Source organism: Microbulbifer mixtoriginis (SeqCode) (assembly GCF_052466865.1).
On sequence record NZ_CP174293.1, the window covers coordinates 3,428,289 to 3,453,387 of the forward strand.

A 25,099-nucleotide genomic window follows, 5' to 3' on the forward strand; every position below is an offset into this window, starting at 1 on the left:
GATCGCCATTGACCGCAATACCCTGCTGTTGACCCTAATAGCACCCCAATCCCTCCTATTACTCCCTGGACAGCACGATACGATACTTCGGATTGCCCGATTTCAAATGCTTAAAAGCTTCTTCTATCTGGCTCATAGGATAAATTTCCACCTGCGGCCTGATCTGATGGTGTGCGACAAAGTCGAGCATCGTTTCAATGGCTGCAGGGCTACCCACTGGAGAAGCGGAGATATCACGCTGGCCAAATATCATGGGGAAGAGGGTAAACTGGATTGGATCCACAACAGCACCGACAAAATGCAGGCGCCCTTTTGGTTTTAAAGCCTGAATATATAAATCCCAATCCAGATTGACATTGACCGTGGAGATTATGAAATCGAAACTCATGGAGGCTGATTTAATTTCCTCCGGATCACGTGAATTCAATGTCTTGTGAGCACCGAGAGACAAAGCTTCGGTGCGCTTATGCTCACTGGAAGTAAATGCCGTTACCTCACAACCCCAGGCATTCAAAAACATCAAGGCCAAATGCCCCAGGCCTCCTATACCAATCACCCCCACTTTAGCCGTCGGTTGAATATCAAACTGTATCAGAGGGTTAAATACCGTAATGCCGCCACACAGGAGAGGCCCAGCCGAAACTAGGTCTACTCCCTCTGGAATAACCACCAGGCTACCCATATCTGCACGAACTTTATCGGCAAAGCCCCCGCCGGTAAGAGTGGTAAAGCGAGCTTCGGCACACAAATTTTGATCGCCCCGCCGGCAGTAGTGGCAGGTCTCACAATAGCCGGAATTCCAACCCAGGCCGACAACCGTACCGGGCTTGAAGTGCCCGGCCTGCTCTCCCGCAGCCAACACCCGTCCAATCACTTCATGACCCGCAACTATGGGGAACTTGGACACCCCCCACTCATCCTCAATCATGCTGAGATCACTGTGGCAAATACCACAGTAGAGCACCTCCAACTCCACCTCTGTTGCTCCCAGATCCCCCACTTCTATCTGATACGGTTTAAAGGGCCCGCCGGCTTGCATAACCCCATAGGCATTGATGGTAGTCCCACTGGTCATAACCTACTCCCGTGGTATTCACTGAAGATCAACCCTGTGCATTCGGCCTAAAAAGCCGCGGCTAAGAAGAGTGAAAAAAAAGAGCCGGGGGTTTCCCGGCCCAAGCCAAGTCCTGTGAGGTTGCCGAATATCAGAGGACCCACGAGAAAACCTGGCTAACTCCTGTGAGGGGAATTAATTGAGCACGCGATATCCGCGCCCGCGCAGACAGTTCTTGATAATCTGCTGGGCTTCTGCACCGGCACTGCCAGCACCAGAGAGGCCACCCACCAGAGCGCCCGCTCCAGCACCTGCCGCCGCTGCGCGACTGCTATCACCAACAATAGCGCCCAGCGCGCCGCCCACTACAGCTCCGCCCGCAGCACCGGTTAACCCCCGGCGCCCCTGGTCGCTGTAGGTGGAATAAGCAATCCCCTTACACTCAGAGAGGTCGATTTGATACTGGTTCATATTGACGCCCCAGGTATCAATCACAATGCCACCGGCACCAGGTACCTGTTCCGGTTGAGCAGCACAGCCAGCTAATAGAGCTATGCAAAATCCTGCAGTTGCGCTAATACCAGTTTTCATCGGTCACCTCTTACAGCCTGAGCCTAGAGATTGCGTATATGTCACGCTTTTCATCTTTAGGTTTAGCTGTTGGTTGAAGATGGCGCCAGTCGACAGTGAGAAAAAGCGAAGAAAAGAGTGACCAAATAGCCTAACAATCGGAATTTGATATGGCTTTCGAACCTGCCAAAGCCATTGTGATTGCCTGGAGGAAAAAGTTAAGAGGTCTTTAGGGAGTCTTCAAGGAAAGGGGCCTACCTGCCAAGCAAAAGCTTAAAAACAAGCTCTCACATAAAAATTCACCCATGAACAGAGCTAAAACTCTTTACCGATAAGCGGGATTAATAGCGCGAGCCAGGTAACTAAATCCCGGCAATATCAATGCCCAAATTAGAGACAGGATCATCAGTGATTGCCACAGGGGCTGACCCAGCTCTACGGTGCCATTCAGAAAAGCGCCGGTGTAATAGCTAAAAGGACCAAAAAAACCACCCAGTAACACTGCCAACCACAAATTACGCTGCAAAAACACCAAGCTGTAACGCAACGTCATCGCAAAGTTTAACCATAAACACACCAGCCAAATGGGTGGCCAAGAAATACCGCTGAGATTTTGCAAGATACCTAAATGGAAGAGAACGGAATCCACCCCCACACCAAATAAAAAAACACCCCCCAACCACAAAGGCTCCCTACGCAGATTTACCACAAAAGTTAAGTGGATGAGCAAATTGATCAAGGTGAAGGGCACAACAATCCAGGGGCGTGCGACAATCACACAGAGAGGCCAGGCAATATCAAATAATAAAGCGTTGACTATCAACCGCCACATATCAGCCGATAAGAGCGCGTGGCTTGGCGAAGACGAACTGAGCAGTACTGATCACCCGCTGCATAAAGCCACCCTCGCAGTAACACAAATAGAATTCCCACATGCGGATAAAGCGATCGTCAAAGCCCAAATTGCGCACTTGCGGCAGCTGATTCAAAAATGCTTTGCGCCAATGTTGCAAGGTACGCGCATAGTCTGCAGTAATATCCTCTAACCCCACAATCTGCATATCGGTAGCCGTGGCAATCTGCTGAGCAATCACTTGATTGGATGGCAGACAGCCGCCGGGAAAAATATAGTGCTGGATAAAATCAATGTCTTTGCGATATTGATGGTAGCGTTGATCCGAAATGGTAATGGCCTGCATCAACATCAGGCCATCCTCTTTAAGCAGGCGCCCACAAATTGAGAAAAATTTGTGGTGGTATTCGTGCCCTACTGCCTCAACCATTTCAATAGAGACCAGTTTATCAAAGCGTCCCTCTAAATCCCGGTAGTCCTGTAGCAGCACGTGTACTTTATCTTGCAGTCCTTCACGCTCCACCCATTGGCGAGCGTATTGATATTGTTTTTCAGAAATAGTCGCAGTGGTTACCTGGCAGCCGTAGTGTTTTGCCGCATAAATGGCCATGCCCCCCCAACCAGTGCCTATTTCTAGCAAGTGGTCTCCGGGCTTTAATTGCAGTTTTTGGCAAATATGCTCTATTTTATGGATGGAAGCCTGGTACAAGGTTGTCTGCTCTGAGGGAAATATCGCCGAGGAGTAGAGCATGGTTTTATCGAGGAATAACTGAAAAAAATCATTTCCCTGATCGTAATGTGCAGCAATGTTTTTACGCGAGCCACGGCGGTTGTTACTGTTGAGACAATGCAGGGCACGCAGCAGCATACGGGGCAATTTACTCCAGCGGCTATCCATACTTTCAATCAGGGACATATTGTCAACCATCAGGCGAATGACATCCAATAAGCACGGGGAGTCCCAAACCTTTTCCATATAGGCTTCACCGGAACCAATAGTGCCGTTTAACAATACCTGTACATAGGCAATGGGATCCCGCACACGAATATGCGCCCGAACTTTTGCCTGTTCAATTGATTGACCAAAACGGTAATGGCTATCCCCTTCTTCAATCAATAGATGGCCGCGCTCTATCACTTGCATCTTGCCCAAAACCAGCTTGCGGGCGAGTCTGATCAACCAGGACTGGCTCTCTCCTTCGACAATAACCTGTGAAGATTCTTTTGCATTCATAAACGCTTCTCCCCTCCCTGGACTTCACCCCTGCCACCGGGATGGGCATAGACAGGTGTGCGCTTGAACCATAATTTCAGCGCCTGCCAATAAATTGTGGCAATCACTTTTACGGTCATAAATGGATACTGGATCAGGATACGATTGAGCAGGTCACCACTCAGCTCACTGCGGCGCAGGCTGAGAATGGCATCAAATAAGGGGCGCTCTTCCTGCTCCTCATCGCTTAAATCAAAATTCTGTAAATAAGCGGTTAGGCGATCGCCGGGAGTAATACTTCTCCAGCGATATCCCTGGGAAATCGGCATAAATGGGGAGACGTGAAAAGTCTTTGCAAAAGCTACTTTCTGTACACGAGCCCCAGAGCGGCAATCGAGTACATAGCTATGACGCTCCTTCCAGGGAGTATTATGAACATCCAGTAATAGCCAATGCACTTCCCTGCCCTCGGCATCAAAACAGTAATAAATACTGATGGGATTCATGTTATAGCCAAAGTAGCGCCAATTAGCGAGCACGCGTATGGGCCCTTGCGGGCGCTCTCCCGCAACCCCCTCAACCCTGAGACATACAGCCTCTTCGACACTGAGTTCCGGATCGCCAAAAAAATCCTCGCGACGAAATCGAGCCGGTGCCCAGGGCTTTTTGGACCACCAGCGCGATAACGAGCAAAAGTCATCCAGCTCCGCCAAGTCTAAATAAACCATAAACACTTTGTAGCGGAACTGATTTTGGCGGGGTGCAAAACGACGGTGCTGAACCCAGCCAGTATAAATAGCGCTCTTCATGGCCGCGCCCGCAACGATAGCCTTTGGCTTTTCCTTCACCAATCAACCCCAAGCCCTTTGGCAACCCGCAGCGCACTGCATACCCCATCTTCATGAAAGCCGTTGGCCCAGTAAGCGCCACAAAACCAGGTACGATTCACTCCGTTTATCCTCTCCCACTGCTGTTGGGCACGATTACCCGCTACAGAAAACTGGGGATGCGCGTATTCAAAGCGAGCGAGAATTTTTTTGGGGTTGATACGCTCCTCAGCATTCAGGGTGACACAATAAGTTTTATCCGTTGCCAATCCCTGCAGGATATTCATGTTGTAAGTGAGTACCGGCAGCTCATCGCTTTCGGCACGTAAGCGGTAATTCCAGCTGGACCAACTGCGCCTGTGCTGTGGTAATAAAGTGGAATCGGTATGTAGAGCCACACTATTGCACGCGTAGGGGATGGCACTCAGCAGTTGTCGCTCCAGATTAGAGGCATCTTTAAGGCATTCCAGCGCTTGATCCGAGTGGCAGGCAAGGATTACCTGATCAAACGTCAGCTGCTCGCCCTTACTGGTCACTAGCTCTACGCTTTGCTCCTTGCGCCAGAGGGATTCCACTTTAGTGGAGAGCCGAATCCTGTCGGCATAGGGCGCACTCAGCGCAGGAATATAAGAGCGAGAGCCCCCTTTAATCACGCGCCACTGTGGCCGCCGCAGCAGATTGAGCAGCCCGTGATTGAAAAAGAAGCGCACAAAAAAGCTCACCGAGAATTCCAGCATCTGCGACACACTGGCCGACCAAATTGCCGAACCCATGGGCACCAGATAACGGTTGGCAAATTCGGCCGAATAGCCATTTGCCGGTAAATACTCACCCAGGGTCAGGCCCTCGTGAAGACGCCCCTCGCGCCAATCTCGCATAGCAGTGCGATTAAACCGCACTATATCCCATAACATGCGCCAGTGGCCGGCACTGAGAAGATTGGAGCGCTGGGAAAATAATGTATTGAGATTGTTGCCGGCATACTCATAGCCCTCCCGATCACAGCGCACACTGAAACCCATAGAGGTTGGCTGGGATTCGACACCCAGCTCATTGAGTAAACGAATAAAGTTCGGGTAGGTCCAGTCGTTATACACGATAAAGCCGGTATCAATAGCCAGGGTTCGTTTGCCTTCTTCCTCTACATCAATAGTCGCAGTATGTCCCCCCAGGCGGTCCTGTGATTCAAACAAGGTAATCTCGTGCTTGCGGCTCAAAAGATAAGCCGCCGTCATGCCGGCAATTCCACTCCCGACGATGGCAATACGCATCAACTCTTCCTTAAGGTACGAATCCTACTTATTTTTGGTGTGCAAAAACGAAACCAAAGAGAACGGAAAAATCCGAGAAGACGCAGTGGCAGGCTCAAGCGCAGAGGAAAATCGATTATGGATTTTCTATGAGCCAACCCCACCTCAATATACTCCGCTGCTTGCTCCGCGCTAATCAAAAAAGGCATGTCAAAGTCGTTCTGCGCGGTGAGCGGTGTGTCGACAAAACCAGGGCGGATCAACACGACCTTGAGGTTGGTATGACAGACATCCCCACGTACCGATGCCAGAAAATAATCCAGCGCGGCTTTGGAGCTGCCATAAGCCTCTGCCCTGGGAAATGGCACTAGCGAAGATAAGCTGCCCAATGCGGCAAAAACCGGAAAAGCACTGACAGCCAGCAGCGGTAAAGCACAATGCAATGTATTCACTACACCAAAGAAATTGGCATCAAAAACCCGCCGGTACATTGTGGTATCAAGCTGTAAATCATCGTCGTACTCACAAGTGCCAGCACAGGCAATCACCGTATCCAGATGATCGGTTAAATCCTTGAGGCGCTCGAAGGTAGAGGCCATACCACTGTCGTCGGCCACATCGCAGTCGAGTATGCGAATATGTGTGGGAGCGAGCTGTTGCAGCTCTTCTAGCGCTTCACGCCGGCGCCCACTGGCAATTACAAAGTTATTATGCTCGGCAAGGCGCAAGACCAGGGCGCGGCCAATGCCGGAACTGGCTCCGGTAACCCATAGTGTCCTGTTGCGAATCTCCGTCACCAGTCAGCCCCGCTCCAGACGCAACTTAATCCTGCGCAACAGGGAGCCCAGCAGGGGCACCTGCTCGTACACCATTGCCCCCATGTCATAGAAATCTTCGTGATAAAACACTTTGTCAGAAAAACGCACCAAACTACAACCGCGTAAACGCAGCGGCCGGCCGCCCTTCAAAGACTGGTGTGCATAGTGCATATACCAGGGCAGGCAGGCACTATCACGGGTAATGGAAGCCTCCTCAAAGCGAAAGCGACACTGGGTAAGGCCGTGGCTCATATCAGAGAAATAGGCCTTGAGGGCGGGGAGCCCCTCGATTCGGTGGAGAGGATCGCGAAACACAATTTTGTCACTGTACATATTTGACAGTTCCGCCGGGTCTCTAACCAAAAAATCCCGATAATAAGACTGGACCTCTTTTACTAATGTGCGGCTGCTCATTTTCCCTTCCACTGTATTCCGCGGCGCTACCCCTCTGATTTACGTTAGCCTGCCAATGGCAGATCACAGCGCCAAAATAAAAATAACCCAATCCATTTAGTGCGCAGATGCGTAGTAAGGATCGACACAACATTAGAGAGCGCTAATATGGCGCATAGGCAAAGACAAAACGGCAATGGAATTGCGGTGAAAGCTTCCCAGGACTACAAGGATGACTGGAGCAGGCTGCTAACGCAGGTTGGCGCTCAGCGCGACCGCCAGGCGTTTGAGCGTGTTTTCCGACATTTTGCCCCGCTCATTAAGGGCTTCCACCACAGCCGCAGTACCCAGGCACTCAACGCCGAAGCGGCCGATGAACTGGTGCAGGAAGTTATGCTCAAGGTATGGCACAAAGCCCCCCGCTTTGACCAGGGCAAGGCCTCGGCCAGCACTTGGATATTCACTATTATGCGCAATTGCCGTATTGACATGCTGCGCCGCAACCAGCGCCATCAAAATCGCGACAACGATGTTGATGTGGCCGATATTTGGGATGAGAACCTGGAAAGCCAGCCGCTGCTGTTCTTACAACACAAGCGCAACGAGCGCGATATTGCCGATGGCCTCAGCGCCCTGCCCGCTGAACAGTGCCACATTTTGGAAAAGGCCTATATGGAGGGAAAATCCCACAGCGAGATCTCCGAAGAATTGCGCCTCCCCTTGGGCACGGTCAAATCCAGGGTGCGCCTGGCCATGAAGAAATTGCAAGCTCGGTTCGTCAGGTAAACATCCAATGATTCGCCATCACCCGGATGAAAACCTTCTGTTGGAATACGCCTCAGGCAGCTTGGCCAGGGGCCCCAGCCTGGTTGTTGCAGCCCATGTGCAGATGTGTGCTGATTGCCGATCCCAATTGCATACCCTGAACAATCTCGGTGGCTCCCTCCTAAATGGGAGCCCGGCGCAGCCATTGCAAGCCAACGCCTTCGAGCGCCTGATGGAACGCATCAGCCAGATCCCGGAGAAAATCCTCCACAAAAATGAAGAAAGCTCCACCCCGGCCCCGGTCAGCAGGGAACCGGCTATGGACCACTTACCCAAAGTGTTAAATAAATTATTGGCCAGCAATCCAAACAGGCGCTGGAAGACCCTGACTCGCAACCTACAAATATGCCGGCTCAAGTCTGGACAGAGAGAGTATGAAGTGGCTTTTCACAGCCTGCGCAGCGGCAGCGGACTACCGAAACACGATCACCGTGGGCGGGAATTCGCCCTGGTACTGCACGGCAGCTTTTCCGATCACAACGGTATCTATGGGCGGGGGGATTTTGTCCTGCGCGAGCCGGGGCAGGTACACAGGCCCATCGCCACTCAGGACATGGACTGCCTGTGTTTTTCCGCAGTAGAAGCTCCGGTTTCACTCACTGGAGTCCGCGGTCTGTTTCTCAATCCGCTGATCCCCTTTCGGCCGGGTTAGACCCGATAGATTTTGCCTCCAGGTACACGGTAAGAAATATCACTGGCGTCCCTGCCATACATCCATTCCTTACTTATTTCCGATGCACTCTTTCCGTTGCTTACCCAGGGGCTCAGGAAACCGCCACCGGCGCCTGCTCCTTGTTCCCCGCGGTAAACTGGGTGAATAACTGCTGCCAGCGCTCCTGTACCTGGGCAAATTTCTGCTCACGCACATGCCCGTAACCGCGCACTTGCATAGGAATTGCCAGCAATTCCTGGGCTTCGGCAAGATTGTCAGCGCTTAGCTGAGCCGCCACCGACTTCACCGCCTGTGCCACCTGGCGCGCCCAGTCCCGTTCGGCGCGGCGCTCTTCGGTGTAGCCAAACACATCCAGCACGGAACCACGCAACGCTTTACCACGTGCCAACAATGGCATTAAGCGGCCCATCCAAGGGCCAAACTGCATCTTGCGCACCCGGCCACTGGCATCGGGGCGTGCTAGCAATGGCGGGGCCATATGGAACTTGAGGGAGTAATCACCGCTAAAAGTCTCGCGCAACTGACGTTGGAAGTCCTCGCCGCTGTACAGGCGCGCTACCTCGTACTCATCTTTATAGGCCATGGCTTTGAACAAGCTGTTGGCTGCAGTGCGGGTCAATTCCCCCGTCGTGCCGGCAAGAGCCAGCTCCGCTCGGTATAAATGCTCGATACCCTGTGTGAACTGGTGAGCGTAAGCGGCATTTTGATATTCAACCAGCTCGCGGCTCAAACGCGCGATCAGTTGCTCCACAGATTCCTGCGGCTCGATCATCTTTACGGGCTGCGCCGGTACCGCCAGCTTTTCTATCGCCCTCGGGTCCGTCGCCAACAAGCGCCCCGCACGGAATGCGCGCAGGTTATTTTCCACTGCCACACCATTCAGTTCGATGGCCCGCTCCAGTGCCGCCTCACCAATTGGCAGCAGTCCCTTCTGACAGGCGAAGCCCATAATCATCAGGTTGCTGGCAACCGTATCGCCAAACAGCGCCTGTGCGTACTTATTCGCATCGAAGGCGAAATACTCGGCACAGAGGGACTCAATGCTCTGTTGGGTGGCATCCGCCGGGAAAGCTAATTCGTTGTCTCGTACGAAGGCCGCCACCGGCACCTCCGCCGTATTCACCAGCGCACGCATTTTGCCCGTGGCAAATTTCGGGCGCTGGCCCGCAGCGGTGACCATATCGCAACCGAGCAGCAGCTCAGCGGCGCCATCGCGGATACGTGCAGTAGTGATGGCTTCCGGGCGCGCACCCACTTTTACGTGGGCGACCACCGCACCATTTTTCTGTGATAGGCCGGTGAAATACAGCGTGGTACTGCCCTTGTCTTCCAGGTGCGCGGCCATACCCAAAAGTGCCGCCACAGTGAGTACACCGCTGCCGCCGATACCGGCCACCAAGATGCTAATAGGTTGTTCCAGGGCTGCCACCGGCGCTGGCGGCAAATCGACGATGGCAGAATCCAGGGACTCAGCCAGAGACTGAACCGGCGGTTTCTTCAGCTCACCACCCTCGATGGTGACAAAACTGGGACAGAAGCCATCGGCACAGCGCATATCTTTGTTACAGCTGGACTGATTGATCTGACGCTTGCGGCCATAGGGGGTTTCCAGGGGCTCCACGGCGATACAGCTCGACTGCACACTGCAATCACCACAACCCTCACACACGCGCTGGTTAATCAGTAGGCGCTTGGGCGGATCCACCATCAGTTTTTTCTTGCGGCGCCGGCGTTTTTCTGCGGCGCACACCTGCTCGTAAATAATGGCGGTAACACCCGGCGTTTCACGCAGACGGCGCTGGACGGCATCCAGCTCTGAACGGTCTAACACTTCCACTTTCGCCGGCAACTGGCCGCGGTGCTGATGCCAGTGATCGGGGTTTTCACTGAGCAGAACCACCACCCCAACGCCTTCTGCCAGCAGCTGCGCGGCCAGACTTGGAGCGTTTACCTCGCCATCGGCAGGCTGGCCACCGGTCATAGCCACCGCATCGTTGAGAAGGATTTTGTAGGTGATATTGACCTTACTGGCGACTGCCTGGCGAATCGCCAATAAACCGGAGTGGTTATAGGTACCATCTCCCATATTTTGGAAAATATGCTCGGCATTCGAGAAGCGGTGCAACCCCACCCAATGGGCGCCTTCACCGCCCATATGGGAGTAAGTATCGGTGCGCAGCCCCTTGCCCAGCGCCATGATATGACAGCCAATGCCGGCACTGCCGAGGCTGCCCTCCGGTAGTTTGGTGGAAGTATTGTGGGGGCAGCCAGCACAGAAAATTGGCTCCCGCGCCAACAGGCCTTGTGCTCGCTGAGGCACATTGCCTCCCAATTTTTCTGCCAGGGGGATCAAACGCTGTGCGAGGTCAGTATCTGCCAGCCAGCGGGTAATCGCCTTGGCCACCTGATCTGGTCCAAAACCCCAGATCGCCGGCAGCAGATCTTCACCATTGAGGTCCTTCTTACCGACTACTTTCGGGCGGCGGTTGTCCTCCCAGCCATACAGCAGTTTCTTCAACTGGTCTTCCACCAGCGGGCGTTTTTCCTCCACCACCAGCAGTCGTTCCATGCCGTCGGCAAACTCACTGATACCGCGAGGCTCCAGGGGCCATGACATCGCCACCTTATAAATGGCAATGCCCGCCTGGCGCAGATCTTCCTCGCTCAGGTTGAGCAGTTGTAACGCTTCCAGCAGGTCCCCATGGGCCTTGCCCACAGTCACGATTCCAAAGCGCTTGCGCTCGCTTTCATGCGTTGTTTTATCCAGGCGATTGACATAGGCAAAGGCCTGCGCCGCCGGCAAGCGCTCCTCCAGCATACGGCGCTCGTACTCCAGGCGCTCAGCGGGCCAATTCAGGTGCGGGTCATAATTCAAGCCATGGGCAGGAATGGGGAAGTCCGCCGGAATAGTGAACTGTGGCAAGCTTGGAACCACCAGAGAGGCACCGGCCTCTACCGTTTCGGTAATGGCCTTGAACCCTACCCACAGACCGGAAAAGCGCGAAAGTGCAATACCAGCGAGACCGAGAGTGAGATACTCGTCGATACTGGTGGGAAACAGCAACGGCATCATTACCGATTCAAAAATCTGATCGGTGTTGTGGGAAAACATGGAGGACTCAGCGGTGTGGTCATCGCCACACAATGCCAGCACACCGCCGAGTTTGGCGGTGCCCTGGATATTCGCCTGGCGAAATACATCTGCGGTGCGATCCACCCCGTGGCCCTTGCCATACCAAATGGAAAAGACCCCATCGCGGGTAGCCTGCTCTCGGTAGTGATCGACTAGCTGGGTACCCCAAATGTTGGTGGCCCCAAGGTCTTCGTTAATACCCGGTTCAAAGTGGATATCGTGCCCAGCGAGTAGCTTCTTATGACGCCAGAGCGCTTGGTCGTAACCGCCGAGAGGGGAGCCCCGATAGCCGGAAATAAAGCCCGCAGTATTCAGGCCAGCCAGCTCATCCATACGTTTCTGCATGAGCGGCAGGCGCACCAGCGCATCAATACCAGTCAGAAAGACTCGGCCAGAATCACGGGTAAATGCGGCTTTGAGAGAATACTCGGTATCAAAGCCCAGCTCCTGATCGCCTTCGACCATTGCCATGGGTACCACCTATTAATTCATTATTGCTTTTCTTTTGCCCGGTTTGATGACGATAGCCACGGTGCCACATTTCTCTCGGCACCTACTGAAACAGCTCAAAGCCAAACCGAAGCATCTGCTTACTAGCCGCTAAAATTAACACCGCCCGGCCGGGCAGGTCATACCAAAATAAGCCTGGCTAGGGCATAATACGGACACAACTCGCTAAAGATCACAAACTACCAGCAACAATTCACTCAAAAAGTCAGTTTTTTAGGGATTCATCGAATAGGCCCTACGCGGGGGCGCCACTGTGAGAGACGCAGAATCTACCCCTACACGTAACCACCTTCCTAGTTTGCAAGTCGGTTACAGGAAAGCTGAGTGAACGAGTAGGTGGTGGCTGGTCACTCAGCACAGATCTAGTGAGCGGATATTGATAACAAAGAATAAACGGTTTCACGGCGCAGTCATAAAACAGGATAATTGCCCAGAAAGGACTCAACCGGGATGTTTTGTCATGCCGGCATGGCAGTGAAGCAGCCGGATAATCCGGTGTTCGTTCAGAGAGAAGAGATACGGAAAAAACCATGGCCTATTTACTGGATGCCATCGATAAAAAAATCCTGGAGATCCTCCAGGAGGATGCCACTATTCCCAATATTGAGCTGGCAGAAAAAGTCTGCCTTTCCCCCTCGCCATGCTCGCGGCGGGTAAAAAATCTCAATGAACAGGGATTTATCAAGCGCGCCGTGACCCTTTTGGAGCCCGAAAAAGTAGGCCTTCCAGTTAGTGTCTTTATTCAGGTAACCCTCAACCACCAAGTGAAAAAAGAGCTACAGGATTTTGAATCTGTTATCGGCCAATGGCCGGAGGTTATGGAATGTTACTTAATGACCGGTGACTTCGACTACCTGCTCCGCGTGGTTGTTCCCAACCTACAGGCCTACCAGGAATTTCTCGATAAAAAACTGACGGAGTTACCGGGTATTGATCATATTAAGAGTAGCTTTTCCCTAAAACAGGTACGTTACCGCACTGAATTACCGTTGGATCAGTTGTTGGAAAAATAAATTAGACAGAAATACCCTCCTGCCACTGTCCTGATAAATTTTTAAGGCAATCCTCCAGTTTAAAGCGCCTGAGTTATACCCGGGCGCTCTCGCTATGCAGATCGTTTATTAATCTTGCTCTTGTTAATGGGGTCCATCAGGCTAACTCATTGAGAGACAGGCTCTCATAGATCATTGAATTATCAATATACTTGATCTGGGAAAAGCTATCCGCAAAAAAGAATATGAATAATTGGTGTTTTAAGGGAAGTCATTGAAAGCAATAATCAGAAAGATCTTACTGGCCACGTCAATTGCAGGCGGCTCTATTGGAAGCATTATGGTTGCAGCAGATACCATGATTTCACGAGAATTAACATTCAATAAAGCAATTGGTAGCAGCCTAGTATTTGCCTTTTTTGTATACTCAGTATACGCGGGCATAAAATTTTTGAGATTCCCTTCAAACATTAAGCACCTTGAGCGGGTTTTTATCGTACAGATCCCCTGGATTACATCTCCTATTCTGAGTTTTAAACTTGCCACCGGAGTAGGCGCATCCTTTTTATTGATATATCCACCCTTCAGTGATACATATCGCCTGAGCATCGGTGCTGAATACTCACTCTCCCTATTAAGCGAACAAACTTGGGGGATTGGAGTAAACTTGGCCCCTATCAGCTTCTTGGCCCTTATCAGACTTTACAAAGAGTAAAACTTTAAGGCATAGAAGCGCAAACCCAAGCTATTAGCGCTCTCTAATTCAGAGAGTGAAAAGTTAGAAATAGAAATAAAGTTAGAAATAAATAATAAAGCTTATATACCAAAGATGAAGCACTCACTAGAAAAACCTAAAGAAACTGTCCTCTTTCTTCATGGTGCACTTGCCGATGAAAGAATGTGGGAACCACACCATCGTATACTCGCAAAAGAATACAGGGTTGTTTCTCTCACCCAAAGACATTTTGGTGTTGATAATAAAGGCTCGAGTGGAAGTTTTGGCATTGAAACTCATGCCGATGATTTAATTAGTTTCTCAGCCACGCTTGGCGATGGCCCCATTCACTTGATCGCCTGGTCTTATGGTGCTGATGTTGCCTTAAGCGCAGCAATAAAAGCCCCCAAATTGTTCAAAAGCTTATTTATCTATGAGCCTGGCTATCCAGGACATCTGGATGCCAAGAAAATGGAGGCGTTTATGCAGGATGCCGAAGCCATGTTTGGCAAGGTATTCGAAGCGGTTGACAATGGTAAGCTTGAGGAGGCTGTGGCGTTTCTTATTGATGGTTCCGGGAACAGAGCTGGCTATTTCTCTTCACAAGCACCAGTACTTCGGGCCCAGCAACTGGAGAATGCTCACACCCTGCCCTTACAACTCTCTCAAACTGAAAAGCCCTGCCTGGATAAAGAGCACCTGTCGAAAATCCAAATCCCCACTACGATTGGATACGGCAGTAATACCAGAAATCTCTTTCAGATAGTATCCAAATCTGCTGCCAGTCACACTCCTTCATCTAAATTATTGCAAGCGGCTTCAGAAAATCACATGTTGCCAATAGAAAATCCAGAAAAGTTTTGCCTGTATATTAAAGAGCACCTTTCAAAGAATTAACACTCAATCATCAATAAAATAAAAAAGAGTGGTGAAACCACCACTCCTTTTGTATCAATACAAGCCTAATCTTTCTTACATATCCGCGCCTCGGAATACCAATTACCTGCTTGGCAAGTTGCCCCTTGCTCACAATGTGCATCGGTTCTGCAATAGCACTGCCCGTCAGCATTACATTGGGGCGTTAGATAATTCTCAAGAGGGTCTTGGCCACTAACCCGCTGCCAGAATGGATTGGTAAAGACATTCTCAGGATCCAATTCCGCCTTGGCATCAAGGAACTGAGACCATTTCGGGAAGCGCGAGGGCATATCCTCAAAAATAGCCACCGAATTCTTACCCCAGTGCGGTCTGGCGCCATATTTGCGTAGCGACATCTGCTCAATTTCCAGGTTTACAAAGTAGTTTTTAGGCACCGCCTCACCGCGCTGGCGCAGAGTATACTCAATACCTACAAAAGCGGTGTCGCGCCCAGCACTCATTCCCAGATAGCTATCGGAGGCCTTACCAAAGCGGAAGTAAATACCGTTCAAGGGGAAGCAGGTGCGCTCACTGTGGGCAATAATCTGGCGCACATCGGCAATCCAGTTGGGCAGCTCCTCAAAAGGTATGGCCACTTCCTGCAAGGCAATCGGCAACTTATCCCAGACACAATTGTTCGGCTCTTTACAGACAAAATGCTGCATCAGATCCGCGTGCCCCGTGGGCTTGATGAATTTCTTTAGACCGGTATTTACATCGCGGAAATAAGAACTGGAGCGGGCCGTATAGCGCAGAGATGCGGCAAAGCACTGCAGGGCAGCACTGTCGGCTTCATGCAAGCTATCAAAAATCAGGCCAAAGAGATATTCGGAAAAATCCGAGACATCAGCTTGAGCGTTATAAGCATTGCCCCGGGTGTCCAAAGGAACCTTATTATAAGTAGTAACCGTATAGCGGCCGAGACCTGGGAACCAGGCAATATTTGCGGAGTGGTTATCCCGAGCCAAGCCCAAAATGACATTCTCCAGATCGCTGTCATCCCGGTGTCCCTTCACTTTGGCTTGTACCTTGTAGCCGGGTTCGGCTTCAATAGTCACTTCAACCACAACCCCCAAAACACCAAGGTTAACCCGCGCAGCATTGAGTAGTTCACCAGTGATTACACGCAGATTCCCCTTGCCATCAACGAGCTTTATCTCGGTGACATAGTCAGAAATCATATTGCTTTTCTGAGTAAAGGTGGATCCATGAGTGCCGCTGCCGAGCATCCCGCCAATCGAGAAGATCGCCAGCTCAGTAACCATCGGTACACTGAGTTCATGCTCACGCAAATAGGCTGCTAGATCATTAAAACGCATACCAGCTTGAACAGTTACCAAGCGGTTTTCTTTATCCAGGCTAACCACCTGGTTCATATTTTCCAGAGTGATTTGCACTTCGCCGTTGCCCGCACAAGCCGCGTCTATCTGGCTGTTAAAACGCCGGGTGCCGGTCATGACCTTGCGCCCCTGAGCGGCAGCATCGCGCACTATCGACTGTACCTCAGCGATTGTTGAAGGGTCATGAATAACACCGGGAAAACAATCCTGGGTGTCCTGATAGTTTTTCAAAACCTCAGGTACATCAATGGGGGGAGGTAACTGCTCCGCCGAAGCCCCCGCAGCAAAAAACAAACCTGCCGCACACAAGAAATTGGTAGCCCGGCGCAACAAATGACTTCGCCCGGAGAGAAGTGGATGGTACATGCCTTTGCTTCCTTGTTGTTGCATTACTGAGTTGTTGTATTTCAATTAATGAAAAAATTAACCAAATCTAGGTAATAGCTCCCGATCGATTATTTCCTGAACATTGCGACTGTGATCAGGCGCTTTACTGCGCAGGAAATCCCCGTATCCAGAACGGTAAGCCATAGCTGGACGGCGACCGATAGAGGGCACCCACAGGGCATGGTTGGTGGTAGCAAATTCCAAAGACTCACTGGCGAGGATACAGAGTGGCCCCCGGCTGAGTGCGGCAGCATCAAATATCCAGAACTCTTTGCCATTGGATTGCGCACTACTCGGATTTTTCCGAACAACCGCAGCAATTAGATAACCATCATTCTGCGCGGTGGATCCAGGCCGCGCCATAAACTGCGGAGTCCGCATCACACAGTCATCGGGGAACTGATAAGCATCGGCAATTTGCATACGGGTGCAATCCATATGCACCAAAGCAGATGGCTTACTTTGCTCGGGCATATCCCAATAACTATAAAAACGTTCTGGGTAATTGCGGTATGCCCAGGAAACGCGCATAGAAACCAAATCTGGGCGGTAGCCCACCGCAGCCCAATACAGATGCTCAAATGTCTCTGGAAACTGAAAGTGCCCTCGATAAGCTGGGTCATTCATATCCCAAAGGAGGTTTTCATCGCGGATAACCCGGTAATCGTCTTTGATCTCCCGTGCAAAGTCAGACGTTACCTGAATTCTAGCCCGCACCAGACCTCCAACATCCACAGGCGCCGCCGGATAGCCGGACAACCACTTGGGCACTAGCCCGCCCTCTTGGAATATTTCATAGCGGAACAGCTGTTCAGACTTGTCCATGGCTCCCATATACTGGCCATAGAGAGTGATTTCACCGGCACTGTCGTCATAGTTGCAAACGATATCGGAGGTATCAAAGCCCAGCTCCAGGTAGTCAGCAATAATATCCTCACGCCCAGGTACCATATCCGACTTGCGTATCACCCAACAGCGAGTTTTGTGCTCCTGCGGAAGCACAATATGGGTACCGAGAATACGAGTGGATTCGACCCTCGCCGCGGTCTCAAAAATAATGACATGGTTACGAGTAACTCCCAGGGAGTGGGAACTGGCCGCGATATAAGCGTTATTTCCCTGGCGGTCACGAATATTCCAGCTTTTGAAAGCCCCCCGCTGATCCCAGGAAATCAAGCGAATAAAGCCCGAGCGGCCGGAGTCACCCATATTGCCACCATAATTGATGGTAATGCACTCACCGGACTCCAAATCAAAGAAGGGGTGACCAGTAGTGCGAATTTGTGGGAACAACCACTTCTTTGGCGTTAGGTTATCCAACAGAGGAGGAAGACTGGATTCCCACTCTCCCACCTCACCAATAGGGGTTATCATTTCCAGAGTGGTAGCATCGAACTCATAGGGCACCCCCCCCTCATAGCTCATCGCAAAGCGGTTTTCCCCCATATAATTGGGGGCCGTATTGCAATAATTCATAAAGCCAAGATTTGGGCTGGAATAGATGGTTCCCCCCAGCAAATTAAACTTATCGAAACCACTCAAATCTTGCTCCTGCATAATTGCAGAAGCGGTTCTGATCATTTTTCGCGTATAAGCCACACTGCCATTACTGGCTCTACCACTGAAATCCAACCGGGTAAGCGCACCTTTTCCATTTGGAGTCAAATGGTTAGGAGCGAGAGGAATCCCCTCGGCCATCAACAAATGGCCGGTAACATCATCAGGCAAGTTACCTTGAACCACCTTAAGGAAACCGGAAGAATCCTGCAGGCTGCCATGCATAATTGACTTTGGGAAGGTGGAATCCTCTAGGCGATTACTTGCCTGAGCTGTAGAACTGGTCATACCAGCCAGTGGCAGTGCCGATAGAGCACCTGCGGCTTTCAGAAGATCGCGACGTTTCATTATTTTCCTTGTAATAAAAACGGCCGACTGCTTTAACTGACCTTATGTTTATAAATTTAGTGCAATGTATTCATATTTGATTTTTAACACCCTTTTCACCAAGCGAAATATATTTATTATTTCCCAGCTTGGCGAGCACACCAAAGGTGAAAATATTTAAACCCGAGCGGCAGTTAATTATATTAAACCGCAAAAATCAAGAACGAGATGATGACACTGTTAACCAGTTTTTCCATGAAACATAAGCGCCCTACAGGACTAAACAGTCAGGCAAAATAATATCAATAAAACATCTACTAAATCATATTTCCGAGCGTTAACTCAGACGGAAATGAGAATCTTTTTCAGTACTTATTGTAATTCCGAACGTCTAGGCTAGAAAATCTCAAAGAGCCAAACTCTATTTTTATTACAACCACCATAACCCCCTAAATATTCACCATTAAAAAATCGTGCAACTTAATGACGCCACAACGATTCATTCAACCTTAATGGCTAAAACAGGGAGTTTTTCACCACCAAACAAATAGTTACACTAATCGGCATAGCATATATTTCCCGTCCACTCTCAACGCTCAATGTTATAGAAGTATTATTTGTAGAAAGCTTGTTGAGGCACCCTTACAAAGTCCTAAATTTAAAGGATGAGAGCGAATTAATATAAACCTTCCCACCTTAATACACATCGATTTCTCAGCCTATATAGGGCCCGATACAATCAATAAAAACCGCAAGGAAAATAGGCATACAGAACGTACCGAACCTTATAGGAATATAAGGACTATAATTCCAGCTTCAACCTCTCCCCATTAGAGTTATCTGAAAATCCTTCCCGACGATAAAAATCTGCTGTCCTGCTCCACTTGTCCTTCTCTGGTGTACTCACCTCCAAACGTGGCCACCCCTGCTCTCTTGCAAAATGAACCACTCGGTCCAGCATTTTTTTTCCAATCGACTGACTTCGGTATTCAGGCTCTACGTAAAACTCTTCAATTACGCCATAATACCCCCCAGCATAAATAGCTGCAGACCTGGAAACGGTAATAACAGCAATAATCTCACCCTCAACTCTATAAAGAAAAGCATTATAAGCACTCTGATCTTGCCCCGATAAAACGGACACACTACTTTTCATACTGCTATTCGCTCATATTCCATTGGTGATTGATAGCCTAGAGCTGAATGCAGCCGCCTACGGTTGTAAAAATCATTAATATATCGAGCCAAAGCATACTTTAGATGGCTCATTGTCTGGAATCTAGTTTCTCTAATCAGTTCAGCTTTTAAGCTATGGAAGAACGACTCCATATGGGCATTATCCGTACATTTACCCGCTCTACTCAAGCTATGCTGGATTCCATATTTTCTCAACTCTTTTTGATACTCGGACCCTCTGTACTCTACACCTCTGTCAGTGTGTAATATTAATCCCGGCTGTGATCCTCTTTTCCTTACAGCATTCATCAGGGTTCTTCGGGTTAATTCTGTTGTTCTTTTCGTATCTAAACTCCAACCGATTACTCGGCGAGAATACAAATCCATCACCACTGACAAGTACTGCCATTGACCATTAACCTTTAGGTAGGTTATGTCAGCAACCCAAACTTGATTCTTGCTTTTAGGCACAGCTCCATCCGGTCTAAGATTCTCCCCAGAGGCTAGGAAACGCTTTATGCCTGGTGCCCTACGTGTCACTCTCGTAACTCTGGCTACGACTCCTAATTCTTGCATCAGCCGGGCTACGCGCTTACGGCTAACTTCATATCCCTTGGTCAGCAGGGCTTTCCAAATTCTTGGACTACCATAGCGCCCTGCAGAGTCATCCGAAATCTTTTGAATCTGAATCTTTAGATCATCATCTTGGTGTTTTCGATGCGATCGTTGCCTCTTCAGCCAATCATAATAACCACTGCGCGATACTCCCAGCCACTGACAAGTTCTTTTGATACCTAGTTCTGATCCGAACCTCTGGATAAATCGATATCTTGCTGATGTTCCTCCGCAAGAAACCGTTGCCACTTTTTTAACAAATCAAGCTCCTGCTTTAATTTACGATTCTCCGCCTCTAAACGCTTTACCCTAGAAAGTTCTTTCTCTGCTTTAGAGACTACACCAGTAAGCTTTCTTCGTTTATCTGCCACAATCTTCCCCTCCTGAAACTCTTTTCGCCATCGTGACAGCATGCAAGGGTGAATGTCGAGAGTTTCGGCCACTTCCTTAACTTGAACACCCTCTATCAAGCTAAGCATTACCGCTTTCACTTTGAATTCGTTTGAATACTGCCAAGTCTTTCTAGGTTTGTTGTATTTCGGCATAAGACCCCTCGTCTGTTTGACTTTGGTGTCCGTTAAAACGGGGCAAGATCACTCTCCCTTACCAGCAGCTTGTTACTTGCCTCAATGAGTTGATCAGGTTTGATTTCACGCTTATGCCCCACCAAAGCCATTAATAGCTTGGCAACTAGATGCGCTACTATATCGGCATGCCTTGGAGTGGCAGTTATTATTTCACCCTGCATACTTCTACTCCCAAATTTTTCCGTACTAAAGGGGCTAGTTGGGCTCCCTGGCCCATATAAATGTGATCACATTTTTAGGCTATCAGCCTGTAGGAGTTATAGCAAGACCAATCGAATGCTTACCCTTAAACCTACCACCAATGAAAGGGAGTATTTTTTCAGACGGATGTAAAGACAGCAATCAAAGCTTAACAGGAACTATATTTACAGTAAGCAGTAGAAAATGAGTGTAGTACTGCCCCTGCTACTTTTGGAATGTGGTAAAAATAAACAAATAATTGCAGCCAGGATTGAAAAGATCAGGGATCCCTTACCCGTGGTTATTTTGAAGTTAAAACATAGGCTCAAATTAATAGATTCCATAAATGTTATTACAAGTTATCACATTGTGATTCTAATTTATTAGATGATAATTTACACTAAACAATTGGTCGCAGGGAGTTAAACGGTACTAACTTTGCTGTTTTTAACGAAATCAAGCATCTAAGTATTTTGAGGCAATCTTACGTACCACTTATATCGACCTGTGCCAACTTATCAATTGTTAATTATAGAAGGAACTAAGGGTGATTTTGCATTGGGATCAAATTGTACATCACTATGGGCATGGAGAGATTACGAGACCCAAACGTGGGACTAGGCAAGTAGAATGGAGTGCCGTTGAATTCTGGTCTGAATACAAGAAAATGTATCTAAAGGCGGAAAATCCGACTTATAGCTTTTTATTTTCTCCTTCCAGCATTGAAGAAGTATTTACATCAACAAGTGGAAACGGTTCTCACGCTGAAGAAAAACTCATGAAATCTTTAACATGGAAGGTTTGGATTCCTTCAGCAATTGACAACTCTATTTCAGGACTCAGCCAGAAATTCAACGTAATCCTTGGTGTAAGCCGAACTCCCTGCTCAAACTGCACCGACCTATTAGTGAGTCAAATTCAGAATATTCAACGACGCTACCCATTAAGATATGAAAATGCTCGCTTTATACTGGCCTCTTTAGGTGCATATAAGCCAGGCGAGACAAATTCTGATAATATGCGCACATCAATTAAAGATCTCACTAGGCTAGATAGATCTGGATGGGAACTGTGTGTTCTACAAACTAAGAATACTTTGACTAGAAATGGAAAAATTTTACAATGTGCACTTGAAAATATTGGTCGAAAAGGAATTCTTCGCCTGGAAAACTGATGCTCAAATAAATTATTATTCTTCCTGTCTAAATATTTAGTTTTTCTTCACATTCTAGTGCGCTTGGCCTCCGATAATAAGTACAATTTACAAGGGAGGATTCAGCTGGTAGAGCCGGCATCTTTCCCGACCAAGAAAAAGACACTCATGAGCTACTACTAACTGAGCGAAAACGAACGATACCAGACCTACAATCTGAACACTCTCAGAAAACAATTGCGGAATTTTTGGAAAGGCATCTCTCGACGAACAGTCGGGAGCTACAACACAATACTGGCTTGCGAGGAGATCACTCTGGGCAAGCCTATAGGACATAGAAAGTGACCGATGGCATGTTACAACAATATGGGTCTGCAAGTTGATGTGCTTGCAGCACATGAGAATTGTAGTTATTACTTGCAACAAAGGTTAATTATTCTGGCGGAAGAGAAAAAATTTGAAGTAGTACTAGGCAGGGTCAAGTGTATTGGAGAACAATAAGCCTACTCTATCAGAAAACGAAAAGCTGGAAACCACTATAAGGATACAAAAAAGCTCCCACTTGAGGAGCTTTCACAACCATCAATACTTATCAGTCCCAGCGATTAAATACCACATGCATTCCGTGGTTGTCATCACTAACAAATACAAAATAACCTGCATTGGTATGCCTGGAAGCACATATTTTTGTACCGCCAGAGGTCTCAGAACACTCCATTTTATTGGCTTCAATACCTATCGTTTCATAGGCACATTGATTAGATTGTCCAGCCAGATTTTGCACCAGATCACGTGTAGTTCTAGCCAACACAAATCGGTAATCACCAAAGTAACGGTAATTATAGGCATCCAGGTAATACGCCTGGGAATCCACACCAGACTTTAGAAGGTCGGAGTAACACTTTGCAGGATTGGCCATCCACAGCATGTCCATGTCATTAGAGGAGTGAACTGCAGGCCAGTTTTGCTGGTCATGCTTGGAAAGGACTACATTGGTGGAATCAACGTAGTCTTTTACAACAACATAGTCACCTTCATCACTTTCTATACGGCAAACTGGCGCACCGCCGATAAAATCATCACACTGTACATCATCTAATGTGATTTGAGTGGTGGAAGTGATACAGCTAGAGGCAAAGTTTTTTGCCCAGTTTTTCACCGCGGTAACGGCATACTCGCGCTTATCTTCAATTTCATAGTAGAAATCTGAAAAAATGCGATACACCTCACGGTCATTTGTATTGCTCTGGGTCGCAGCCTCGGAGCATTGGCTAAAATTCGGCAAATCAAACGTTGTGTTGGCCTGTGCAGGAATAGCAGCAGCAACAGCCATAGCTACTACAGATAAGGATGCAATGGTTTTCATTCGAAATCCTCCATGAACTTACTCTCTCAAAATCGTCGCGGATTCTAGCAAAGGGAAGCCATCGAATGAAACATTTTTGTAATATGGTGACAGAGCAGCCATTGCTAACTAAAGTTGATCCCTCTGAAGTCAGTAGCTACTTGGTGCAGGCACATAACAATAAACTTACGGATGCCTTCCGGACTAAGCTGTATAGCTTATGCAGCAACACTTCGATTGATCAGTTCGACCAACTGCTCCAGCTGTTTTTTTGCCTGGGAATACTCACCATTATTATCCCTCAATGGAAAACCACAATTAATCCTCAAGCAGTCTTTATAGTAATTCAAGGTACTAAAGCATACTCCGGTTCGGATATCCAAGAGTTGCCTCTTTAAAAGAATCGCGAATTCATCCTCATTTAACCCGGGAACTTGAAGCCATAAAACCAATCCTCCTGTTGGCATGCTAATCCGCACCTTTGGGATGAGATGGTCGGCCAGGAAATTACGATACTGATCAACTTGCTCCCGCAACAGGGGTCTCAATGTCGCCAGGTGCTTAGCATATTGCCCACTACTGATAAAATCAGCCAAGCTCAATTGGAGTGGTGAATTTACCCCCAAGCTCTCGAGTTGACGTTGCTGCCTGTAATCATTTAAATATCGTCCAGGCAAACACCAACCCAGTCGATAACCAGCACTCAGTGTTTTTGATATAGATCCACACCATAATAAGTATCCCCCGGTATCCCAATGATATGCAGGGAGTGGAGGGGCTCCCCGGTGATCTAACTCATGGTAGACGTCGTCCTCGATAATCGGGATTCGGTATTTATTCGCTAACCCAGCCAGCTGCTGTTTCTGTTCGACACTGAGACTAATACCGGTTGGGTTCATATGGCTAGAGGTAAAAAGCCCAGCCCGAACACCGCCTTTTTGCATCTGTAACTCCATCTGTCGCAAATCTAAACCATCCATTGTGGATGGTATCTCTACGACAGTCCGCCCCATTCCCCCGAGGAGCTGAAGTAAACCGCTATAGCAAGGAGAGCTGACCGCTACTGCATCCCCAGGTTTTGTCGTTACTTCCAGTGCTGTACGTACAGCATCAAGACAGCCATTGGTTATCACCAGATCAGAAGCTTGGAAATGGAAACCCGAAGCGCCAAAGTGCTCACTGAGAGAACGACGCAAAGGCAATTCTCCTTGCACATTAGGATAAAGACACACCCGGCTCCCCTGGCTACGTGAAGCGTGGCGTAAGCTTCGCTCTAACTTAGAAACAGGCTGCAACTCTACAGATAGCTGAGTTATTCCCAGTGGGCCTGGCTCCTCCGAATGAAAGAAATGATCCGCAATCGGTGTCGTAGTCTGGCAAGAAAAAGCGGGCATCTCAGGAGGCCCAGAAACATCCAAAGGTTTTCTTACATAAAAACCTGACTGCGGTAAAGCCTGAATCCATCCCGTCTCCTCCAGATGACGATAACAATTCAATGCGGTAGTCAGGCTAACCTCATTCACCCTAGCAAGCTGACGTAGAGAAGGAAGCTTTTGTCCTGGCTGCACCTTTCCCTGGCGAATATCTTCCACTAAATGATCAGCCATTTTCTTGTACCGCATCATACTCCCTAAACTCAATTAACCTTCCAGCCCCTTATTGGGCAGAAAGTAACAAACTGTATACTT

The 25,099-nt window shown here is 48.9% G+C and carries 22 protein-coding genes; 6 read left to right on the forward strand and 16 right to left on the reverse strand.

Features of this window, described 5'->3' with window-relative positions; translation table 11 throughout:
* Positions 1-58: 58 nt before the first annotated feature.
* The 8 genes from ahr to ACJJJA_RS15550 form a co-directional block, all read right to left on the reverse strand.
* Positions 59-1,075 (reverse strand): NADPH-dependent aldehyde reductase Ahr, encoded by a 1,017-nt coding sequence (gene ahr, locus ACJJJA_RS15515; protein ID WP_444902678.1) that lies wholly within the window; start codon positions 1,073-1,075, stop codon positions 59-61.
* Between the two features lie 174 nt (positions 1,076-1,249).
* Positions 1,250-1,645 (reverse strand): YMGG-like glycine zipper-containing protein, encoded by a 396-nt coding sequence (locus tag ACJJJA_RS15520; protein ID WP_252082282.1) that lies wholly within the window; start codon positions 1,643-1,645, stop codon positions 1,250-1,252.
* A 304-nt stretch (positions 1,646-1,949) separates the two neighbouring features.
* Positions 1,950-2,456 (reverse strand): DUF2878 domain-containing protein, encoded by a 507-nt coding sequence (locus ACJJJA_RS15525; protein ID WP_444902679.1) that lies wholly within the window; start codon positions 2,454-2,456, stop codon positions 1,950-1,952.
* A 1-nt stretch (position 2,457) separates the two neighbouring features.
* Positions 2,458-3,711 (reverse strand): class I SAM-dependent methyltransferase, encoded by a 1,254-nt coding sequence (locus tag ACJJJA_RS15530; RefSeq protein ID WP_444902680.1) that lies wholly within the window; start codon positions 3,709-3,711, stop codon positions 2,458-2,460.
* Entirely contained in the window at positions 3,708-4,538 is an 831-nt protein-coding gene (locus ACJJJA_RS15535; RefSeq protein WP_444886649.1) for a DUF1365 domain-containing protein, read from the reverse strand. Before ACJJJA_RS15535 ends, ACJJJA_RS15530 begins: the two co-directional genes overlap by 4 nt.
* Positions 4,535-5,788, reverse strand: a complete 1,254-nt coding sequence (locus ACJJJA_RS15540; protein WP_444902681.1) for an NAD(P)/FAD-dependent oxidoreductase — start codon at positions 5,786-5,788, stop codon at positions 4,535-4,537. The genes ACJJJA_RS15535 and ACJJJA_RS15540 overlap by 4 nt, the downstream gene beginning before the upstream one ends.
* Positions 5,788-6,564, reverse strand: a complete 777-nt coding sequence (locus ACJJJA_RS15545) for an SDR family NAD(P)-dependent oxidoreductase (RefSeq protein ID WP_444902682.1) — start codon at positions 6,562-6,564, stop codon at positions 5,788-5,790. The genes ACJJJA_RS15540 and ACJJJA_RS15545 overlap by 1 nt, the downstream gene beginning before the upstream one ends.
* Before the next feature lie 3 nt (positions 6,565-6,567).
* Entirely contained in the window at positions 6,568-6,999 is a 432-nt protein-coding gene (locus ACJJJA_RS15550; protein ID WP_252082292.1) for a nuclear transport factor 2 family protein, read from the reverse strand.
* Between the two features lie 147 nt (positions 7,000-7,146).
* On the opposite strand from ACJJJA_RS15550, the gene ACJJJA_RS15555 reads away from it, so the two are divergent.
* A complete protein-coding gene (locus ACJJJA_RS15555) occupies positions 7,147-7,764 on the forward strand; it encodes a sigma-70 family RNA polymerase sigma factor (protein WP_252082293.1) in 618 nt (205 codons plus the stop codon).
* Between the two features lie 7 nt (positions 7,765-7,771).
* Positions 7,772-8,455: a ChrR family anti-sigma-E factor gene (locus tag ACJJJA_RS15560; RefSeq protein WP_444902683.1), complete on the forward strand. Its 684-nt coding sequence runs from the start codon at positions 7,772-7,774 to the stop codon at positions 8,453-8,455.
* Between the two features lie 112 nt (positions 8,456-8,567).
* On the opposite strand, the gene ACJJJA_RS15565 is transcribed toward ACJJJA_RS15560, so the two are convergent.
* Positions 8,568-12,080 (reverse strand): indolepyruvate ferredoxin oxidoreductase family protein, encoded by a 3,513-nt coding sequence (locus ACJJJA_RS15565; RefSeq protein WP_444902684.1) that lies wholly within the window; start codon positions 12,078-12,080, stop codon positions 8,568-8,570.
* Between the two features lie 569 nt (positions 12,081-12,649).
* On the opposite strand from ACJJJA_RS15565, the gene ACJJJA_RS15570 reads away from it, so the two are divergent.
* From ACJJJA_RS15570 to ACJJJA_RS15580, 3 genes are all read left to right on the forward strand, one after another.
* The gene (locus ACJJJA_RS15570) at positions 12,650-13,132 is read left to right on the forward strand and encodes an Lrp/AsnC family transcriptional regulator (RefSeq protein ID WP_152456185.1); all 483 of its coding nucleotides are present in this window, start codon (positions 12,650-12,652) and stop codon (positions 13,130-13,132) included.
* Positions 13,133-13,385: 253 nt separating this feature from the next.
* Positions 13,386-13,826 (forward strand): hypothetical protein, encoded by a 441-nt coding sequence (locus ACJJJA_RS15575; RefSeq protein WP_444902685.1) that lies wholly within the window; start codon positions 13,386-13,388, stop codon positions 13,824-13,826.
* A 114-nt stretch (positions 13,827-13,940) separates the two neighbouring features.
* The gene (locus ACJJJA_RS15580; RefSeq protein WP_444902686.1) at positions 13,941-14,723 is read left to right on the forward strand and encodes an alpha/beta fold hydrolase; all 783 of its coding nucleotides are present in this window, start codon (positions 13,941-13,943) and stop codon (positions 14,721-14,723) included.
* A 65-nt stretch (positions 14,724-14,788) separates the two neighbouring features.
* Here the strand turns inward: ACJJJA_RS15580 and ACJJJA_RS15585 are convergent, their stop codons facing one another.
* From ACJJJA_RS15585 to ACJJJA_RS15605, 5 genes are all read right to left on the reverse strand, one after another.
* On the reverse strand, positions 14,789-16,450 hold the full coding sequence (locus ACJJJA_RS15585) for a D-arabinono-1,4-lactone oxidase (protein ID WP_252082302.1): 1,662 nt from the start codon (positions 16,448-16,450) through the stop codon (positions 14,789-14,791).
* A 57-nt stretch (positions 16,451-16,507) separates the two neighbouring features.
* Positions 16,508-18,376, reverse strand: coding sequence for a carotenoid oxygenase family protein (locus ACJJJA_RS15590; protein WP_444902687.1), 1,869 nt, complete (start codon positions 18,374-18,376; stop codon positions 16,508-16,510).
* Positions 18,377-19,157: 781 nt separating this feature from the next.
* Positions 19,158-19,511, reverse strand: coding sequence for a GNAT family N-acetyltransferase (locus ACJJJA_RS15595; protein ID WP_444902688.1), 354 nt, complete (start codon positions 19,509-19,511; stop codon positions 19,158-19,160).
* A protein-coding gene (locus ACJJJA_RS15600; protein ID WP_444902689.1) for an IS3 family transposase occupies positions 19,508-20,691 on the reverse strand; the annotation gives its coding sequence in 2 pieces (ribosomal slippage) (positions 19,508-20,409 and positions 20,409-20,691; 1,185 coding nt in all). The genes ACJJJA_RS15595 and ACJJJA_RS15600 overlap by 4 nt, the downstream gene beginning before the upstream one ends.
* Before the next feature lie 32 nt (positions 20,692-20,723).
* Entirely contained in the window at positions 20,724-20,894 is a 171-nt protein-coding gene (locus tag ACJJJA_RS15605; RefSeq protein ID WP_444902690.1) for a hypothetical protein, read from the reverse strand.
* 566 nt (positions 20,895-21,460) lie between these two features.
* Between ACJJJA_RS15605 and ACJJJA_RS15610 the strand changes: the two genes are divergently transcribed.
* Positions 21,461-22,087: a hypothetical protein gene (locus ACJJJA_RS15610; protein WP_444886660.1), complete on the forward strand. Its 627-nt coding sequence runs from the start codon at positions 21,461-21,463 to the stop codon at positions 22,085-22,087.
* A gap of 571 nt (positions 22,088-22,658) precedes the next feature.
* Here the strand turns inward: ACJJJA_RS15610 and ACJJJA_RS15615 are convergent.
* Together ACJJJA_RS15615 and ACJJJA_RS15620 are read right to left on the reverse strand one after the other, a co-directional pair.
* Complete coding sequence (locus ACJJJA_RS15615) at positions 22,659-23,432, reverse strand: hypothetical protein (RefSeq protein ID WP_444902691.1); 774 nt, start codon at positions 23,430-23,432, stop codon at positions 22,659-22,661.
* 197 nt (positions 23,433-23,629) lie between these two features.
* The gene (locus tag ACJJJA_RS15620) at positions 23,630-25,018 is read right to left on the reverse strand and encodes an aminotransferase-like domain-containing protein (RefSeq protein WP_444902692.1); all 1,389 of its coding nucleotides are present in this window, start codon (positions 25,016-25,018) and stop codon (positions 23,630-23,632) included.
* Positions 25,019-25,099 lie beyond the last annotated feature (81 nt).

What these genes read in the sequence shown, in the direction of transcription:
- ahr (WP_444902678.1), bottom strand. Translation starts at nt 1,075, where the DNA reads ATGACCAGTGGGACTACCATCAATGCCTATGGGGTTATGCAAGCCGGC.
- ACJJJA_RS15520 (WP_252082282.1), bottom strand. Translation starts at nt 1,645, where the DNA reads ATGAAAACTGGTATTAGCGCAACTGCAGGATTTTGCATAGCTCTATTA.
- ACJJJA_RS15525 (WP_444902679.1), bottom strand. Translation starts at nt 2,456, where the DNA reads ATGTGGCGGTTGATAGTCAACGCTTTATTATTTGATATTGCCTGGCCT.
- ACJJJA_RS15530 (WP_444902680.1), bottom strand. Translation starts at nt 3,711, where the DNA reads ATGAATGCAAAAGAATCTTCACAGGTTATTGTCGAAGGAGAGAGCCAG.
- ACJJJA_RS15540 (WP_444902681.1), bottom strand. Translation starts at nt 5,788, where the DNA reads ATGCGTATTGCCATCGTCGGGAGTGGAATTGCCGGCATGACGGCGGCT.
- ACJJJA_RS15550 (WP_252082292.1), bottom strand. Translation starts at nt 6,999, where the DNA reads ATGAGCAGCCGCACATTAGTAAAAGAGGTCCAGTCTTATTATCGGGAT.
- ACJJJA_RS15555 (WP_252082293.1), top strand. Translation starts at nt 7,147, where the DNA reads ATGGCGCATAGGCAAAGACAAAACGGCAATGGAATTGCGGTGAAAGCT.
- ACJJJA_RS15560 (WP_444902683.1), top strand. Translation starts at nt 7,772, where the DNA reads ATGATTCGCCATCACCCGGATGAAAACCTTCTGTTGGAATACGCCTCA.
- ACJJJA_RS15565 (WP_444902684.1), bottom strand. Translation starts at nt 12,080, where the DNA reads ATGGCAATGGTCGAAGGCGATCAGGAGCTGGGCTTTGATACCGAGTAT.
- ACJJJA_RS15570 (WP_152456185.1), top strand. Translation starts at nt 12,650, where the DNA reads ATGGCCTATTTACTGGATGCCATCGATAAAAAAATCCTGGAGATCCTC.
- ACJJJA_RS15580 (WP_444902686.1), top strand. Translation starts at nt 13,941, where the DNA reads ATGAAGCACTCACTAGAAAAACCTAAAGAAACTGTCCTCTTTCTTCAT.
- ACJJJA_RS15585 (WP_252082302.1), bottom strand. Translation starts at nt 16,450, where the DNA reads ATGTACCATCCACTTCTCTCCGGGCGAAGTCATTTGTTGCGCCGGGCT.
- ACJJJA_RS15590 (WP_444902687.1), bottom strand. Translation starts at nt 18,376, where the DNA reads ATGAAACGTCGCGATCTTCTGAAAGCCGCAGGTGCTCTATCGGCACTG.
- ACJJJA_RS15595 (WP_444902688.1), bottom strand. Translation starts at nt 19,511, where the DNA reads ATGAAAAGTAGTGTGTCCGTTTTATCGGGGCAAGATCAGAGTGCTTAT.
- ACJJJA_RS15605 (WP_444902690.1), bottom strand. Translation starts at nt 20,894, where the DNA reads ATGCAGGGTGAAATAATAACTGCCACTCCAAGGCATGCCGATATAGTA.
- ACJJJA_RS15615 (WP_444902691.1), bottom strand. Translation starts at nt 23,432, where the DNA reads ATGAAAACCATTGCATCCTTATCTGTAGTAGCTATGGCTGTTGCTGCT.
- ACJJJA_RS15620 (WP_444902692.1), bottom strand. Translation starts at nt 25,018, where the DNA reads ATGGCTGATCATTTAGTGGAAGATATTCGCCAGGGAAAGGTGCAGCCA.